Source organism: Phycisphaeraceae bacterium, from assembly GCA_020639155.1.
Classification (GTDB): domain Bacteria; phylum Planctomycetota; class Phycisphaerae; order Phycisphaerales; family UBA1924; genus JACKHF01.
Genome location: JACKHF010000002.1, coordinates 684135 through 702006 on the forward strand (window position 1 = coordinate 684135; position 17872 = coordinate 702006).

14 protein-coding genes are annotated in these 17872 nt (G+C 55.2%); 8 read left to right on the top strand and 6 right to left on the bottom strand.

All coding sequences use genetic code 11. From position 1 onward, the window contains the following. Window positions 1-7 precede the first annotated feature (7 nt). The 6 genes from H6815_13505 (at window position 8) to trpS (ending at window position 7825) form a co-directional block, all read left to right on the top strand. Complete coding sequence (locus tag H6815_13505; protein ID MCB9861455.1) at window positions 8-2041, top strand: hypothetical protein; 2034 nt, start codon at window positions 8-10, stop codon at window positions 2039-2041. A gap of 147 nt (window positions 2042-2188) precedes the next feature. After that, window positions 2189-2653, top strand: coding sequence for a flagellar assembly protein FliW (locus H6815_13510; GenBank protein MCB9861456.1), 465 nt, complete (start codon window positions 2189-2191; stop codon window positions 2651-2653). A gap of 122 nt (window positions 2654-2775) precedes the next feature. After that, complete coding sequence (gene csrA / locus H6815_13515) at window positions 2776-3171, top strand: carbon storage regulator CsrA (GenBank protein ID MCB9861457.1); 396 nt, start codon at window positions 2776-2778, stop codon at window positions 3169-3171. 44 nt (window positions 3172-3215) lie between these two features. Continuing rightward, window positions 3216-4775, top strand: a complete 1560-nt coding sequence (locus H6815_13520) for a flagellin (protein ID MCB9861458.1) — start codon at window positions 3216-3218, stop codon at window positions 4773-4775. Between the two features lie 305 nt (window positions 4776-5080). Further along, complete coding sequence (locus tag H6815_13525; protein MCB9861459.1) at window positions 5081-6601, top strand: flagellin; 1521 nt, start codon at window positions 5081-5083, stop codon at window positions 6599-6601. Window positions 6602-6727: 126 nt separating this feature from the next. Continuing rightward, complete coding sequence (gene trpS / locus H6815_13530) at window positions 6728-7825, top strand: tryptophan--tRNA ligase (protein MCB9861460.1); 1098 nt, start codon at window positions 6728-6730, stop codon at window positions 7823-7825. Here trpS and H6815_13535 read toward each other — a convergent pair. Together H6815_13535 and H6815_13540 are read right to left on the bottom strand one after the other, a co-directional pair. After that, window positions 7803-8753 carry a hypothetical protein gene (locus H6815_13535; protein ID MCB9861461.1) on the bottom strand — a complete coding sequence of 317 codons (951 nt, stop codon included), beginning with the start codon at window positions 8751-8753 and terminating at the stop codon, window positions 7803-7805. The genes trpS and H6815_13535 overlap by 23 nt on opposite strands. 23 nt (window positions 8754-8776) lie before the next feature. Continuing rightward, window positions 8777-9805, bottom strand: a complete 1029-nt coding sequence (locus tag H6815_13540) for a M48 family metalloprotease (GenBank protein ID MCB9861462.1) — start codon at window positions 9803-9805, stop codon at window positions 8777-8779. Between the two features lie 36 nt (window positions 9806-9841). Here H6815_13540 and ubiE point away from each other — a divergent pair, with 36 nt between their 5' ends. After that, window positions 9842-10633 (top strand): bifunctional demethylmenaquinone methyltransferase/2-methoxy-6-polyprenyl-1,4-benzoquinol methylase UbiE, encoded by a 792-nt coding sequence (gene ubiE, locus H6815_13545; protein ID MCB9861463.1) that lies wholly within the window; start codon window positions 9842-9844, stop codon window positions 10631-10633. On the opposite strand, the gene ileS is transcribed toward ubiE, so the two are convergent. Together ileS and H6815_13555 are read right to left on the bottom strand one after the other, a co-directional pair. Then, entirely contained in the window at window positions 10634-13645 is a 3012-nt protein-coding gene (gene ileS, locus H6815_13550) for an isoleucine--tRNA ligase (GenBank protein MCB9861464.1), read from the bottom strand. It abuts the gene before it with no gap. 116 nt (window positions 13646-13761) lie between these two features. Beyond that, window positions 13762-14313, bottom strand: a complete 552-nt coding sequence (locus tag H6815_13555; GenBank protein ID MCB9861465.1) for a hypothetical protein — start codon at window positions 14311-14313, stop codon at window positions 13762-13764. Window positions 14314-14507: 194 nt separating this feature from the next. Here H6815_13555 and H6815_13560 point away from each other — a divergent pair, with 194 nt between their 5' ends. Beyond that, on the top strand, window positions 14508-16577 hold the full coding sequence (locus tag H6815_13560; GenBank protein MCB9861466.1) for a hypothetical protein: 2070 nt from the start codon (window positions 14508-14510) through the stop codon (window positions 16575-16577). On the opposite strand, the gene H6815_13565 is transcribed toward H6815_13560, so the two are convergent. Further along, on the bottom strand, window positions 16547-16828 hold the full coding sequence (locus H6815_13565; protein MCB9861467.1) for a peptidylprolyl isomerase: 282 nt from the start codon (window positions 16826-16828) through the stop codon (window positions 16547-16549). The two genes, H6815_13560 and H6815_13565, sit on opposite strands and share 31 nt — an antisense overlap. A 96-nt stretch (window positions 16829-16924) precedes the next feature. Beyond that, window positions 16925-17866 carry an EamA family transporter RarD gene (gene rarD, locus H6815_13570; GenBank protein ID MCB9861468.1) on the bottom strand — a complete coding sequence of 314 codons (942 nt, stop codon included), beginning with the start codon at window positions 17864-17866 and terminating at the stop codon, window positions 16925-16927. Window positions 17867-17872 lie beyond the last annotated feature (6 nt).

Here is a 17872-nt window from a genome sequence, read left to right on the forward strand (position 1 = left end):
TACCGTTATGAACAAAATTCCTTCTTACATCCCTCGCAGCAGCACGCTGATGGCGTCGCGTACAAACCTCGACCACATCGGCCGGACCAATCTTGATCTGTACAAACTCCAGTCATCGCTCGCTACAGGTCTCGCCCTGCAAAAGCCGAGCGACGACGCAGTGCGTGCAACATCTATCTCGCTGCTTGACGATCGCATCGCACGATCCGAACAACATCTCCGCAATCTCGACCACGCTGAGAGCACACTCAACATTATCGACGGCGCAATAGGCGAAGTTCATGACCTTATCCTGAGTTCAAAGGACATCGCACTTGAACAGTTGAACTTCGGTTCAAGTCCCGGAGAGCGTGAGAACGAGGCAATCGTGATCGACTCCATGATCGACTCGCTGTTCAACACTGCAAACCGAGAATCTGTCGGCGGATTTGTCTTCGGTGGCACCATCGCGGGGCAAGCGCCGGTTGAGTCGTTCTATGGCGGGTTTCGATTCCGAGGCACAGACGGGACATTGAAGACCGATCTTGATCTGGCGTCTTCGGTCCCGATCACGCTCGGAGCGAGCAACTCGATCGGCGCAATCTCGGCCCGTTCGAAGGGCACGGTCGATCTTGATCCTCCACTGATCAACGACACACGCCTCGTGGACGTGTACGGCGCTCGCGGGCTCGGCGTACAGCTCGGAGTGCTCGAGTTTTCGGTTGCTGATGGTCCTGTTGCAAGCGTTGATCTTTCAAACGCAGACACGATTGGCGATGTGGTTGATGCGCTGAATCTTGCGATCACGCAGTATGACGAAGAACATGGTACTGACGCGCTCGGTCCCGGTGGCGTGGGTGTTTCCGGTGGGAACATCACCCTTGATATTCGAAATGCTGCTGATAACTTCATCACGTTCTTTGACGTTACCGGCAGCACAACGGGTGCTGATCTCGGACTCGTCATGAATCCTGGCGAAGACTTCACTCCCTCATTCACGCGCGGGGAGGACATCAATCCAAAGTTAACATGGAACTCTCCCTTGCAGTTCGATGATCAACTCGGCGAGATCAGACTAAAGAACCTTGGAAGATCCGTGGTTGTCGATCTGAGCACTGCGCAGACAGTACAGGATGTCCGCAACCTGATCGAAGGCGCTGGTCTTGGGCTGCGGGTCGAAATTAATACGGATTGTACAGGTATCGATGTTTTCAATGAGGTCTCAACCGGTCGAGACCAGGCGATGTCCATTGAAGAGGTTGCCGGTAACAACATGACTGCAACGCGTCTTGGTATCCGCACGATGAGCGACCAGACACGCCTGACTGATTTCAATCATGGCAAGGGTGTGCAGATCATCACCAACCAGATGAATCCTGTCACCGGATTGCCTGATCCCGATGTCAATACCGACTTTGCGATCACACTCGGAGATGGCACGGAGTTCACCGTCAACTTCAGACCCGAAGACATGGTCACGGTCGGAACCGTGATTGACAGAATCAACGAGGAAGCAGTCGCTCAGGGCATTGGCGTGCCAAGCAGATTTATTGCAGAGTTGAGCGATGATGCAAACGGTATCGTCCTCCACCAGGATCCTTCACTTGGATCCACACTCGATATTGAGCCTCTGAACGGATCGTTTGCTGCACGAGATCTCGGTCTGCTTGACGGAACGTACAACGCGTCAACAGGTGAGCATCGTGCCGAGGATCGGGCGACTGTCCGAGTGGACAATCTTTTCTCTGCTCTGATCGATCTTCGCGATTCACTCCGTGCAAATGACACGTTTGGCATATCACTTGCGGGGGAAGCACTGGAGTCCCACGTTGGTCGTGCCGTCGAAACGCGCGCGCTCGTGGGTGGATATTCGCAACGTCTCGCAGACGCAAAGCAACGTGAGGAGCAGCGCGTCCTGATTGATGAAACATCACGAAGCGAAATTCGTGATCTTGATTATGCTGAAGCATCCGTGCGCTTCAGTACACTGCAGACCCAACTGCAGGCTGGCATTCAGGCAACAACTGCGCTGCAGCAGTTGTCAATCCTGAACTATCTGTAACACATCTGCGCACTCGCGAGAGCGAACGCGCAGGATTCGATATGCGAGCCAGGTCCGGCCCCTGGCAAGCAATTGACAGGATGTCAACCGGAGGTGGTCTCCGGATTCAGAACGGAGTGTCGAGGCCGAGGACGTAGGAGATTCGCAATGGAAGTGCGAACCAGCCGCTTTGGTGTGGTAAACATCGAGGACGATCGGATTATCACCTTCCCGAAGGGATTGCTTGGATTTCCCGACTGCAAGCAGTTTTGTCTGCTTGAACCGGGGAATGATGCATGTTTCTTCTGGCTTCAGTCGGTCGATGACGCAACGCTCGCGTTCGTTGTGACTGATCCGTCACTCTTTGTGCCGGATTACACCGTGCCGATGCGCCCTGATCAGGCGGAGGAACTCGGGATCACCAAAGCAGAAGATGCGCAAATCTTCTGCATCGTGAACAAGGTTGGCGATCAACTCACGGGCAACCTCCAGGGGCCGCTCGTGATCAACACCATGAACAGGACCGGCGAGCAGTTTGTGCTTGCAGATCGCCGGTGGACAACACGCCACAACCTCGTGAAAGTCGGGGAGAGGGTGACACGCGAAACAGAAGCAAAGGCAATGTCCGCCTGATATGAGTCAGGTTTGATCCAGCGCATTTGTGTTTCGTACTGCCGCAGGCAGTTCACCTTCACCCACCCAAACCCGAAGCGGCAGCGCGGTTATTGCGCACCGACGGGAAAGGAGCCGAGTCAATGCTTGTGCTTTCACGGCATCGAGATGAGACAATCATCATCGGCGACGAGGTGGAGATCACCGTTGTAGACATCCGGGGCGATAAAGTCCGTCTTGGGATATCTGCACCATCCACCGTCGACGTCCATAGAAAAGAAGTGTATCTCGCGATCCAGGTAGAGAACCACGACGCTCGCGAGTCAGGAATCAATGAGCAGACAGATCTCTCCGGTCTTGGATCGCTGCTGAAAAAATCACTGCAGGACCACAACCCCATGCGTATCAAATCAATTGCTGTGCCTTGCTCGCCCGGCGATGATTCTGGCACGCCACTTGCGACTGATATTGCTGACCCCTGCAATGGGCAGGGCACGCCGCACGATCAGCGCATCATCAAGACTCTGACAGGACATTGATAGCCGCTCAAGGATGAGCACTGAGCCGTTCACGGAGGAGCCATATGTCACGCATTAATAGCAACATCCCGTCGATGACTGCCCAAGTCAATCTTGCGCAGAACAATCGTGATCTTGACGTCCGGTTGCAGCGTCTTGCGACAGGGTTGCGCATCAATCGCGGTGCGGATGATCCCGCAGGCTTGATCGTATCTGAACGTCTGCGTTCGGATATCCGCGGTGCAGAACAGGGAATAAAGAACTCTGAGCGAGCCAGTTCAGTTATCGCGACTACGGAAGGCGCGATCTCGGAGATCAACGAACTGCTCAACTCGATTCGCTCACTCGTTGTAGAAGCTGCCAATACTGGAGCATTCTCCAAAGAGGAACGCGAGGCAAACCAGTTGCAGATCGACTCGGCAATCGACTCGATCACACGTATCGCAAATACAGCAAACTTTGGTGGTCTCAAACTGCTCAATGGCGAACGGGACTACCAGCTTTCAGGGCTTGCAACATCCGCAATATCACACGCGAAGATCCTGGGTGCAAGCTTCATCGGTGGAAGTAGCGTGCCCGTTGAAGTTGACGTGCTCGCCTCAGCCCAGACAGGTGCGCTGTATTTGCGCGGCGACCTGCCAACGCCTGGTGCAGGCGGGAACGGCACCGTCCTCTCAACAACAACAATCCGTGTTCAGGGGCCGGAAGGTGTGCAGGAGTTCCAGTTCCTTTCTGGAACAGCATACTCAAAGATTGCTCAGGCAATCAACGATACATCCCAGCTCACCGGTGTAAAAGCAGAACTGCTCAATGGGAATGCTGCCAGCGGTATCAGATTCCACACTGAGAACTACGGCTCCGATGCGATGGTGAGCGTCGAGCGCGTTGGCGGGCCATCGACACCCTCGGCTGACTGGTGGGCAACGTACAAGCTTGACGACAGCGCGGCTGTTGCAAGTGGTGCTCCATTCCCATGGGCAAGCTACACCATCACTGCAAACAGTGACAAAGGCCGGAATGTCCAGGCACTGGTGAATGGCAATCTCGCCACCGGTGACGGGTTAAAGATCAAGACACGGACCCCCACCCTGAGCATGGATCTTCTGCTCCATGAAGATCTGGCAACAGATCCGTCTGCTACAGCATCCACGTTCACAGTGACAGGTGGTGGCTCCCTGTTCCAGCTTGGTCCGGAAGTCAACGCTTCACAGCAGTCAAGCATTGGTGTCCCCGCAACGTCCGCATCACAGTTGGGAGCGACGCTGGTCAACGGTGAGCTTCAGTTCCTCAGTTCACTGAAGAGTGGAGCTGGCAACAGTTTGAAGGAACTCTCTGATCGCGGCGACTTCACCGGCGCGAGCAAGATTCTCGAAAACTCGATCGACGAAGTAACTGTTGTACGAGGTCGACTTGGCGCCTTCGAGCGAAACGTGCTCGAACCCAACATTCGCTCACTCCAGACATCTGTCGAGAATCTCAGTGCGAGTGAATCACGAATCAGAGATGCAGATTTCGCATATGAAACAAGCAAGCTCACCCGAGCACAGATCCTTTCAAGTGCGGCGACTTCAACGCTGGCGCTTGCAAACCAGCAGTCGCAGCAGGTGCTCCAGTTGCTGGGATAAACCCCGAATCGTCCAATAAATACCTCAAACGCTCGCAAGTCGAGCAACCGCGTGCGTAGGCCGGCCCTCTTCAAAGGGGTCGGCCTATTCCGTTTGTGAGGATTCGCGCGAAAAAATGTGATATTCACTTCAGTGGGGCTCCCCTACCACCGATGCAGTCCACCAGTTCGGGATAGTCGTCGCGAACAACCAACTCGGCATGACCGGAACAATCGGCATGCTCGTTGGAAACGAACCTGGAACAACGCCGGATTCGGCACGGGCATGAAGGACCAAGCCCGACAGCAGTTCACGGAGGATGGTCAATGAGTCGCATCAACACGAATGTCCAGTCTTTGATCGCTCAGCGCGTGCTGGGACACAACAACTTCACGCTGAACAAATCTCTTGAGCGATTGAGCACCGGCTTCCGGATCAACCGCGGCAAGGACGATCCCGCAGGCCTGATTGCTTCAGAGAACCTGCGCAGCGACATCCGCTCCATCAATCAGGCAGTCTCCAACGCCGAACGCGCCGACCAGGTGATGAATATCGCCGAAGGCGGCCTGCAGGAGATCAGTTCACTGCTGACAGAACTGCAAGGCCTCTTGACAGCAGCCGGTAACAAGGCTGGCTTAAGCAAGTCTGAGAAGGAAGCGAATCAGCTGCAGGTTGACTCGATCCTTCAGACAATCGACCGCATTGCTGGAGCAACAAGCTTCCAGGGCACAAAGCTCCTCAATGGCAACTTTGACTACTCGGCTTCGAGTATCCATGCTGGTGTGAAGGAGTACAAGATCAACGGTGCGAAGTTTGAAGGCAGCGCACTGGAAGTCGATGTGATCGTCACAGCGTCCGCACAGCAAGCGGGCCTCTTCCTCTCCAATGCAGCAACATCTCTTGATCTTGGTGCGGGGAGTTCCTTTGTCTTTGAAGTTGGTGGCGCGCTCGGCTCTCGCGAGTTCACGTTCGCATCAAGTGTCACACTCTCAGATGTTGTATCGGCAATCAACTCGTTTACCGATGTCACCGGTGTCAAGGCAACGGTTTCTGGCACCGGCATCCGTCTCGACAGCGAACAGTACGGCTCAGACGAGTTTGTGTCGCTGAAGATTGTCGACGATGGCGGTATCGGTACCGCTTCGAACATTGGTATCTACAGCCTCACTGCGAACAACACTGCTCTCGCAGCAACAGGCTCTCACACAGACTTCGACGCAACAGACGCGAAGAACGGCATCCGTGATAACGGTCAGAACATCGGCGCGAGTGTCAACGGTATTCTTGCAACAGCAAATGGTCGCACACTCCGCGTCAATACTGACTTCCTTGATGTCGAGATGACACTGTCCGCAGCCAGCGCACAGACACTCGGCGCGCTCGGCTCGCGTGCATTCGCGATCACCGGTGGCGGTGCAGACTTCCAGCTTGCATCCGACGTGAACATCGCTGGCAAGGTCTCCATCGGTATCCAGGATGTTGCGATCCGCAACCTCGGTCGCGAGGACCTTGGCTACCTCGACGATCTCGCCAGCGGCAAGCAGTTCAACCTCGTCGCAGGAAACAACCTGTCCGACGCACAGAAGGTTGTCGATGCTGCGATCGATCGAATCTCCCGCCTGCGTGGACGACTGGGTGCGTTCCAGAAGAACACGCTTGGCTCAACCATCCGCAGCCTGCAGATTACCAGCGAGAATACACAGGCCGCAGAGAGCGCCATTCGCGACACTGACTTTGCCAAGGAAACAGCGGAGTTGACCCGCTCACAGATCCTGGTGTCGTCGGCGACAAACATTCTCTCGCTCGCCAACCAGTCGCCGCAGTCAGCACTCCAGTTGCTCGGCTAAACAAGAACACACTCCGTGATCCCTCTCCTTTCCGCCCGCTCCCGGTCTGACCAACCGCGAGCGGGTTCTTTCATTTCGGGATGACAGTTTGGGCTCACCAAGACACACGCCCTATCCTCCGAACTCATGACACACACCGGCACAGATACAAAGCCCCGCATCCTCACCGGCGACACCCCCACCGGCAAGCTCCACCTCGGGCACTGGGTGGGCTCGGTCGAAAATCGCGTCCAGTTGCAGGACAAGTACGACTGTTTTTTCCTGCTCGCAAACATGCACGCGTTTACCACACGCGCAGACAAGTCCGCCGACATCCGCCAGGACACAATCGAGATCGTGAAGGACTGGCTTGCTGCGGGTATCAATCCGAACAGATCGACCATTGTCCTCCAGACCGAAGTCCCCGCGATCGCAGAGCTGACATGGTTCTTTGCGATGCTGCTCCCGTTCAATCGCGTCATGCGCAATCCAACGCTCAAGACCGAAATCGACGCGAAGGGTCTGGGCGACCAGTACTCGTTTGGCTTCCCCATGTACGCGGTTGGCCAATGCGCAGACATCCTCGCGTTCCGGCCCGAACTTGTCCCCGTTGGTGAGGACCAGGTCGCGCACATCGAGATGTGCCGCGAGGTAGCGCGCCGGTTCAATCAGGTGTTCTGTGGTGTCAATCCAAAGACAGAAGACGAGGACTATCCGCGAGAGGGCGGGCTCTTCCCCATACCGCAGGCGCTCGTCGGGCGCATCGGCAGGCTCGTCGGCACCGATGGCAAGCAGAAGATGTCGAAAAGTCTCAACAACGCGATCTTCCTCTCGGATACACCCAAGCAGGTCAAGAAGAAGATCAACGCGATGTACCCGGGACAGAGTCGCGACCCTGATCAACCCGGCGACCCGTCCATTAATCCTGTATTCGACTACGCCGATGTGTTCATCAAGGACGAAGCATTCGTCGAAGACCTGCGCGAGCGATACCGCAAGGGCGACAATCTCGGCGACGGGCACGTCAAAGCCCACGTCATTGACGCGATCAACGAGATGCTCGAACCGATGCGTCAGCGCAGAGCTCAGTACGAAGGACCCGAGGGCGAAGCGACCATCATCGACATCATCCGCGCAGGCACTGCGAAGGCAAACGAGACCGCTGAGGAAACACTCGCGCTCGCCAAGGACGCTATGCACATCAACTTTGGAAAGCGATCACTTACTTGGGATCTCGAACAGTAATTACATCTTCTTTTTCTTGATAGATAGGTTTAATCTTTGGCGATACGTCTTGCTCATACTGTTGAAGCAACCTTTGCCGAATCTCTTGACCTACACCAACTCGATCCATCAACAATATCATACCATGCGTCAAGGATGCAGTAGCATACTGTACGACAACGCCAATGTTGTTGCATGGCAGCCTTATTGGCCGGATGCCTGAACTATCTTGCGAATGCACAACCCCATCTGAAGCATTTTGCACATGAACCGTTTTGGACCAATCACGATACAGAAACTCATATCGACCCCCATAACCACACATTCGAGCCAACTGCTCAATGGAGGTTGCACCACCATCAAACTGATACCATGGAGCGCGATTATTCTTGGAAACAGGATCAATATACTTGGTTTTTATAGCTGAGTACTTCGGCCCGTTCATCATTGACTCATACTCAGCAATGACTACTGAATGATCTTTCAGTGATGCGAATGACGACAAAACTGAATCATGCTCCAAGTCTCTTTTCACTACGATAGACTCAGACTCAGAACTACTTATTCTTTTGACTGCCCGCAACCCATCGCGCAATCTACAGTACGCGAACAATCTAGCCCTAACTTTCAAGTTCGCAGACAACATATACATCAGCATCAACTCTGCTTCGAATATCCCGCGAATTTGATAGGAGCATGTTTCAGTTGAGCCTGCTCGTACTAAAACTGAGCATGCATCAGCGCGCTCAATCATTGACCTATACAAAGAAAAAGGTGACGAGTAATAATCCGGTGCATTCCTGGGCATCAGCCAGCCATAAGCATTGCACGCTAAATCCACTGCGCTGTCAATGCAGTCTGAATATCGACCACAAAGGTTCAGATATACCTGATCTTCATTGTTGCGCATATGTAACAACGGCCTATGTTTAGGCTTGGTTTTAGCCATTATTGTAACTCCGGCAATGCTGATTACGGCGACAAGATCTGAACTTGGCCTCTCGCTACTGGCTTGCGCCGCTTCGCATTGCTCTTGAATGTCTGCTGACAGTTCAGGCACCAGTACGGTGTCATCACGCCACGACGACCGTTTGCCTGCGGCTTGGGCGGTGGCGGCAGTTGCTTCACACGATTCAGGAACTGGTTGTCATATCGCTGCTCAAAGAGCTGAAACTGCGGATCATTCTGTGTAAACGCGTAGTCGTTTTCGAGCAGATACTGGATCTGCGCGATGCGATCGTCCGGATTGGGATGGGTTGAGAGAATGTCCGGCTGACGACCACCACTCGAAGCAGCCTTGAGAATTTGCATAACGCGCAGCTGGCCGAGGGGGTTGTACCCCGCCTTTGTCATGTAGCGCACGCCGAGCCTATCCGCTTCGAGTTCCTCGTCGCGGCCGAACTTCAGCAGCACGAGTTGTCCACCAACCGAGAGCGCAGGAACGCCGACCTGCGCAGCACGATGCAGATCCGATCCTTCGTCAGCTGTACCAGCAACCACCACAGCGCCCATCACCAGTGCCTGGAGCAGCGTCGATGAACTCATGCGCTGGTTGCCATGCTGCGCAGTCACGTGCCCGATCTCGTGACCGATGACACCAGCCATCTCCGCCTCACTGTCGAGTTTCTCCGCGAGCCCGCGCGAAAAGAACACCTTGCCGCCCGGAAGTGCGAACGCATTGATGACAGGACTGTTAAGCAAAGTAAATGTCCACGGGATCTCGTCGTACCCGCCCTCGGCATACACAGCCATCGAGTTGCCAATGTTGGTCACATACTGCTGGAGTTTCTCGTCCGGGACCTGGCCGCCATATTCAGCGGTGAACTGCGGAGCAGCCTCAGCACCGAGCGCGAGTTCCTGATCCATGCTCATGAATGTGATAATGCGTTTACCAGTCGCCTCGTTGGTCGTGCACCCGATGAACGCGACAGCACCAACGACTGCAACTGCGAGCATCGCGAGACGAGACAGACCCGTTCGAACGTGTGTGTGTGTTGCCATACCGGATCATAACGCGCGTCATGCGTACCATCGACCATGACAAGTTCGGCACCCGCACAAACACCTTCCCCAACAACTGCCGGGTGGTCTGATGCCGAACTCAATCGTGCTGAAAATCCGCATGCGAACCCTGAAAAAGCTGCGAAGGTGAGATCCATGTTCGCAGCGATTGCGCGCAGCTACGACCTGAACAACCGCGTCCACTCGCTCTGGCGTGATCAGGCGTGGCGACGAGCCGCTGTGAAATCGGTGAACCTGAAACCAACCGACGATGTGCTCGACTGCGCCTGCGGCACGGGCGATCTCTCGCTCGCGTTTGCAAAGGCTGGCGCACGATCGGTCGTTGGTCTGGACTTTACACGCGAGATGCTCGACTACGCCGAGATCAAACGTGACAATGCCAACGCATCAAACACAACCTTCATTGAGGGAGACGCGATGCAACTCCCGTTCGATGACGCGTCGTTCGATGTTGTATCGATTGCGTTTGGCATCCGCAACGTTACTGATCCAACAAAGTGCATCGCTGAGATGTTCCGCGTGCTCCGTCCGGGTGGCAAGCTCGTCATACTTGAGTTTGATCAACCGAAGTTCGCGCCGATGCGATGGTTCAACTCGATCTACTGCGCCCACATCATGCCGGTGACAGCAACACTCATCAGCCGCGACAAATCCGGCGCATATAAGTACCTGCCACGCTCTGTGAGCACGTTCATGCAGCGCGAAACGATGCTTGCCAACCTCGCCAACGCCGGGCTTGCAGGCGCAAAGGCAGCATCGCTTACCTTTGGCATCTGCGCAATGTATCGTGCAGACAAACCAGTCTAACTATACCAGACCCACAGCCTGCGCATCACGATCACTCAGGACGGAGCCATCAGAACGCTCGCGCACTGTGCCATCGCGTTTCCACGAACGCTCGCACCGGGATTCTGCGCGCAAATCATGCACAACGTGCTCGGCTGCATTTGCGTCTACAGACACTCGCGACACGCCGAAGAAGTCTGCCAGATCGTTTGGATCAAGCGTTGACAGCGAGCCATTCGTATCTGCAAGCACGAGCCCTGCATCAAGCGGGTTGTCGAGATCGTTTGTCTGGCGGTATGTTTCGAGCACGCGGGCAGCATCCTCGTACACATCCCAGAACGCATCCCACGCGCCGTCTGTGCTGACATCGAACGACGGGATAAACTCGCGTAGATGCACGCAACGCTCTGTATTTGCTGCATCAACCTTCCACAACGAACGGAACGCTTCGTCAGCGGTGTGCGGGCAGATCGGCGCAAGCAGTCGGCACAGACCATCCGTCAGTTCCCACAGGGTTGTCTGGGTCTGTCGCCGGCGCGGCGCATCGACCGCATCGCAGTAGAGGCGATCCTTTACCGCTGCAAGATACGACGCGCTGAGTGTGTCGTTGCAGAAGTTGTAGATCGCACGGGCGACGCGCTGGAACTCGTACGCCTCGAATCCAGCAGTAACTTCCGCAGCGCACTTGTTGTATTCACCCAGCACCCACGCCTCGGGCGATGTTGCAGCGATCGATTTCAAGTCAACACAGTTGCCCTGCGCGCCATCGCATGTCGGCGTGAAGTCGCCAAGATTGCTGAGCATGAAACGCAACGTGTTTCGCACCTTGCGATAAGCCTCTCCCGCGTCATCGAAGAACTGCAGATCGGTCTTGATGTCGCCATCGTAACTCGTCGACGCAACCCACCAGCGCAGGACATCTGCGCCATAGTTTGAGAGCATCGCATCGACCTGATAATCCTTCGAGCGCGGATCAGACTTTGAGATCTTCCGCCCGTTCTTGTCAACGGTGAACCCGTGCGTGAGCAGTCGCTTGTATGGCGGCTTGCCCGTCACACCCAGCGCAGCAAGCAATGACGACTGGAACCACCCGCGATGCTGGTCGGCTCCTTCGAGATAGACCTCCATTGGGTAATCCTTGCCGTCTGATCGCTGACGCATGCACGCGTTCCACGTCGAGCCCGACTCAAACCACACATCGAGAATATCCTCACCGCGACGAAGTTCATCGAGCTTCACAGAACCGTCACGCAAAGACGCAGGCGCATCGGCATCGAGCTTCGGGTCATAATCAGCGAGCAGATCCGAAGCAGTGGACTTGAACCACGCGTCGGATCCCTTCTCCTGCACAACCTTCGCGACCGCGCGCACAACGGGGCCGGTCATAAATGTGTCGCCGTTGGGCATGACAAACGCCGGGATGGGCAGTCCCCACGCGCGCTGGCGACTGATGCACCAGTCGGGACGTGATTCGAGCATTCCGCGCAGTCGATTGCGTCCCCACGCGGGGATGAACTCGACATCCTTTTCAGCTGCACGCAGTGCAAGCTCGCGTAATGTCTTTTTCGAACCGCGCATCGGCACATCAACGCCGATGAACCACTGGTCCGTCGCGCGGAAGATGACAGGTGTCTTGCTGCGCCAGTCGTGCGGATACGAGTGCATGAACTTCTCGTCGTGGAATAGGTGCCCGCTCTCGCGCAGGTGCTTCACGATCAACTCGTTCGCTTTCCAGATGTCGAGCCCAGCAATCCACGGCGCAACAGTTTCGTCATATGTGCCGTCCTCGCGCACCGGGCAGTACGCTGCGATGTGTTCGCGCTTGCCCGTTGCAAAGTCCTCGGCACCGTGCCCGGGCGCAGTATGCACCAGCCCCGTGCCGTCTTCAAGCGTCACGTACTCCGCTGCAACAATCGACCAGCAGTTGTCGGGCTTCGCACCGGGATCATCCGGCAGCTTCGGGAGCGCATCATTGAACGGGTGTTTGTACTTCAGACCGACCAGTTGCTCGCCGCTCGTCGTTGCAAGTACGCGCACATCCTCGGCCTTCGCTTTCTTTGTCACTGTTTCGAGCAGATCCTTCGCCACAACAGTCACGTTCCCGTCAACCCACGCTAGCGCGTACTCGTAGCGCGTGTTGACAGCGATCGCGAGATTCGCAGGGAGTGTCCATGGCGTTGTTGTCCAGATCATGAAACTCGGCGACTGGCTTGGACGCTGCCCGGGCTCAGGGATCGAATCCGTTTCCTCCTCATCATCGTGCTTCGGCAGGTCGAACGCGTCGTACACCGCATCAGCATCGACAGCCTCGAAGTCAACAAAGACGGAGATGTCTTCGCGGTCCTCGTACTCAAGTTCTGCCTCAGCGAGCGCAGTCTGGTTCGCGATCGACCAGTGCACGGGCTTTCCGGTGCGGAAAACGAGTCCCTCATCAACAAGTGTTGCAAGCACGTCGAGCACGCCGCGCTCAAACTCCGGCTGGAGTGTCAGATACGGATTGTCATAATCGCCGACAGTGAGCAGGCGTTTCATCTGCCCGGCTTGCAGTTTCACATACTTGTGCGCGTGATCGTTGCAAGCATTGCGGATCGCCATCTTGCGCGCATCATCCGGGAGCGCGAGCAGCTTCTCCATCTTGCCTTTCTCTTCAAGATCGGTCACGACCTTGTGCTCGATCGGAAGTCCGTGGCAATCCCATCCGGGGATGAACGGCACGTCGTATCCCATCATCGTGCGCGAGCGCACGACAAAGTCCTTCAGGCACTTGTTGAGAAGGTGCCCGAGATGGATCGACCCGTTGGCGTACGGCGGGCCGTCATGGAACACAAATCGTCCGTTCTTCTTTTCAGGACCGATAGCACGAAGCTGACCGTAAAGATCGGCAGACTCCCATCGCTTCTGGCTCTCCGGCTCGCGCTGAATCAGATTGGCGCGCATAGGAAAGTCGGTCTTTGGCAGATTCAGTGTCTGCTTCCACCGGTTTTTGTTGTCCGACTGCTTGGGCGCTGGTTCTGATGCATTTGCCTGTGTCATGGATTGTCCTGTCGATCGTCGCTGGCATGATGAACGAGAAAACTCCCCGCTGCGGATCCCACAGCGGTGTTCTCATTGCAGTTTCAATGATAGTGCCTTGGCGGAATCTGGCGAGCTTATATTGCGTGCTCGAAAATTGAGTGGGTTTGAATCAACTGGCATCCATCTGCCCGGAAGTGGTACGCCTCGATATGGATCTCGTTTGCCCGCTTGTCAAAGTGCAAGCCAGAAAAATCGATCCCCTTTGGTGTCTCCCACTCACACATGAGATGGTCTTCGCGCTCGATGAAATCGCGTATATGCTTGCGTTCTGTAACAAACAAGCCCGGTGTCATGACCTCTGACTGCACGCTGCAGAGATGCAGTACCCCATGGCCACTGAAGTGATGCTCGTGATCAAACTCGCCAGATGCTGGCACATTGGTCAGAATGCCCTTCGAAGGCGGTTGAGTCGAGGAATCGAGCACCAGTTCCGTCGCGCACAACGTGCCGTGTTCAAATCTGACTGCATGCCCGCCCTGGAGCAGCCACGCTTCCATCTGGTAGTGTTTGCGCCGAATAGACCTGCGACCTTGAAGTTCAAAGTGCTCCGGATGTAGAGCACGATCGTAGAGCACAAAGTGGGCTTGGCACGATTGTGCAGTTGTTTGTTCGGTATGTAAGCCCATACAGCCCTGCCTTGGTAAAGAGTCTGATCCTACCTCGCCGCATCCTGCAGCGTCCAATAAGCGACTCTCTACTTTCTCCTCTCGACCGCAATATACCCGATCAAGACCAAACATCGAGAAGGAATCTACGAGATTTGTGGATTTTGCGTCTTATACCGGCAACTGCCCGAAAAAACAGCCAGAGATCGATCACAATGTCTGTGACACACCAAACAAACCCCTCTCGATTACCAGCCCAGGTCCAGCAGAAACTGGTGCTGCTGACGACCCGACTTGATGCCTGTAAAGGTGAGGACATCACTCGCACGGCAATGGAGTTGCTGACGCTGGTCGATGATGCAATCCACCGACTCGCAAAGCCAAGCGCAGTGCAGAATGTCCTTACAAGCCTCGGAGTTGCAACACCAACGTCACATCAGATCGCAGACTATGTTGTCTGCAGTTCACTCAGTAAGGCTGTCAGCTGCTGGCACAAGCTGAACTCAGACACTCAATCACTATGTACCAATATCCTGCGCAGAGCTTCATCACCAGTACTCAAACAGACGCTCACGCTTGCGGTAGAAAAAGGGCATGCGCCCGAAGCTGTTCATATTGCTGGGCTGATCGACTCCAGCACATCATGGGAGTACACCGCTTCACTCGTCACGCATCAGAGTGCCGAAACTGCATCCCTCGCTGCACATGCTATCGATGATCGCGTATGTTCACTTGCACGGCGTGAAATGCCAACTGCTGTGGCATCTGCTGTTCCAAGACTCCTGATTCATTGGGAGAGGCACAAGCAGGCATCCATCCTGCACGCGTCACTTGTACTCTGCGCGATGACCATTGATGGACAGTGCAAGGCAGATATCAACGAATCGGCACTTCTGGAAGACGCGGCACCGTATGCTCATGAGCTTCGCACGCGCCTGCGCCGCTCGCGTCATCCCGCAACATACGCGCTCGCTCTCCGATGGTTGAAACATCCAACTGTTGCAGTTGCAGCCATGGATCGTCTCTCAAGTCCGCCGTCAAACGCGAGCGAGATTGTGGCAAAGATGTCACATCTCCTGATGCACCCCGCACGATCCAGAGTGTTACAGGATGGATTGCTGTTTCGCGAGGGAACACCAACACCATCAAATGCTCGGAATGGAATCTCACTGCTCAAGATGGCTGTGGCATCCAATACATCTCAACATGCCATTGAACATATTGTTGAGCAACTCGCTGTCTCAACCGATGCACACGCAAGGCTAGCATCAATACCATACCTTCCAGCATCTCCGCTGCGCGATGTACAGTTTGATCCGAATGGCAATGTCGCTCTTTGTGCAACGCTGGCTTCATGGTGGGAAAAAAACGATAAAAATCACATCGCCGTGGAGCAACTGACGAGACACATAGACGAGCGAGTCCGCTGCTGCGCACGGCTTCTGCTGGAGTCACTACCAGAACACACGCCTGCAAGTACAAAAGAACAAGTGGACAGTCTCCGCAACACGCTTGTTCACGCACACGCTGTTGAAAAGGCCCGTGCTATCCGGATTGCATTGGACCTTCACTTGCTGGACGAGTTACTCCACGAAGTGTCGGACATTGCAACCTCCGCTACACCAGAACCATCGACACTCGATACACTTGAATATCGGGCGATTGTGCGAGCGCAGGCGATCGCCGCAAGCGCTCTTGGCCACGCCTCGAATATCGGGGCTGCCCAACAGGCCCTTCAGATCTCACTACAGAGCAGCGACGATCGTGTCAGGGCGAACGCTGTTGAATCGCTCTTTGCACTTGCACGTACACAACGATCTTCCGGTCTTCATGGACACTTCTATTCGAGCATGATCGAGTTGAAGGAAGACCACCATCAGCGTGTTCGTGCGAACGCGCTCAAGAACCTGCTGCTGTTTGATCCACTTCTCATCGGCACTTGTAACGCTTCTTCATACGATCCTGTTCCCATCGCAGCAATCGAAACCATGTTGCATGACAATCGAACAGCGCATCAGATATCGGCGCTGTGGGTGCTGCGGCGAGTTGCGCAGAGCGCACACTGGCGTGCGTTCGAACATCACTGGCCAAAGTTGATGTCCTGCGTAAGCAGGATCGCCAAAGGTGCGGTCAACGCCCAGCTTCTGCTTGCCGCCAATGCCACGCATGCTGCAATGCAACGCGCATATCGGCAAACGTGGTTGCACACAGCCGACACCAATGCCGATCAGCCACTTCGTGTATCGCACCGATGTCAGCGACGTGCGGTTACCTCAACGAGGTGATACCCGAACTGGGTCTTGACCGGCTCTGACACCTGACCGACCGGCAGATCGCTGAACACAACTTCATCGAACTCACGAACCATCCGTCCAGGCGTGAACTCACCGAGTGCCCCACCGCTCTGTCCCGAGGGACATGACGAGTGCTTTTTCGCAAGTTCCGCAAAGTCTGCACCGCCCTCAATCTCCTTCTTGAGTTCGAGTGCTCTGGCTTCTGTATCAACGAGAATGTGACGTGCGCTTGCGACTGTCATGGCGTTTCTCCCGATGGATCAGTGTTGCTGTTGAGTAATAAATGACTCCGTGCATCATACCCACCCAACCTCTGAATGTCGGCAACGCATCAAACTTCACAGGGAACGCGGTTTTCTTGGCCTGCGACGAAACCCATCAATCGTGTAAATTACAAGCGCAAGCCAGATCAGCCCGAGCGTGACATAGTCCACAGCCTCGAGTGTTCGCTCCTTGAATACCCACACACTCAGGATCAACTGGCCAATCGGGGCAAGATACTGGATCATGCCGAGCGTCGTCAGGCGCAGTCGCCTCGCAGCACCAGCGAAGAACAGCAACGGCACGATCGTGACAATCCCGCCGAGCAGCAGTAGAACTGTTGTCTTCGTGTCGGTCCCGAACGATGGCTCGCCCTGCGACAGTCTATAGAGCAGAAACGCTGCAGCGAACGGCATTGCGATTGTCGCTTCGAGCGCAAGATTGGGAAGTGCTGCAAGCTCCCCTTTCTTTCGAAGCAGCCCATAAAACCCGAAGGACAGTGCGAGCACAGCAGATATCCACGAGAGTGTGCCAGTATGCCAGACTCGGATCACGACCGAAAGCACAACGCAACAGACGGATATCTGTTGCGCAGTATTCATCCGTTCTGCAAGAAAAATGCGCGCCAGAACGACACTGACGAGTGGCGTCACAAAGTACCCAACGCTCGCTTCGAGCAGCCTGTTATTCGACACCGCGTAGATGAACGCGAGCCAGTTCGCCACAATAAAGAGCGTTGTGAGTAGCAGGAGTCTGACAACAGGCCAAGAGCGCAGGAATGCGAGCTGTTTTCTTGCATTTGGCCAGAGAAAGAGAATCGGTAGCAGGTTGATCGAGGCCCAGACAATCCGATGCGCGAGCACGTCAAACGAGTTCACGTGGCTGACCGATTTCACATAGATTGCGGTTACGCCGCCCCACCACATGTATGCGCCAATACCCATCAGCACGCCAGCCATCGAGTCGGACTGCCGTGCTGCTGGCGCACGGGGATGTGGTTGGCTTGATTCGGTGGTCAATCGATA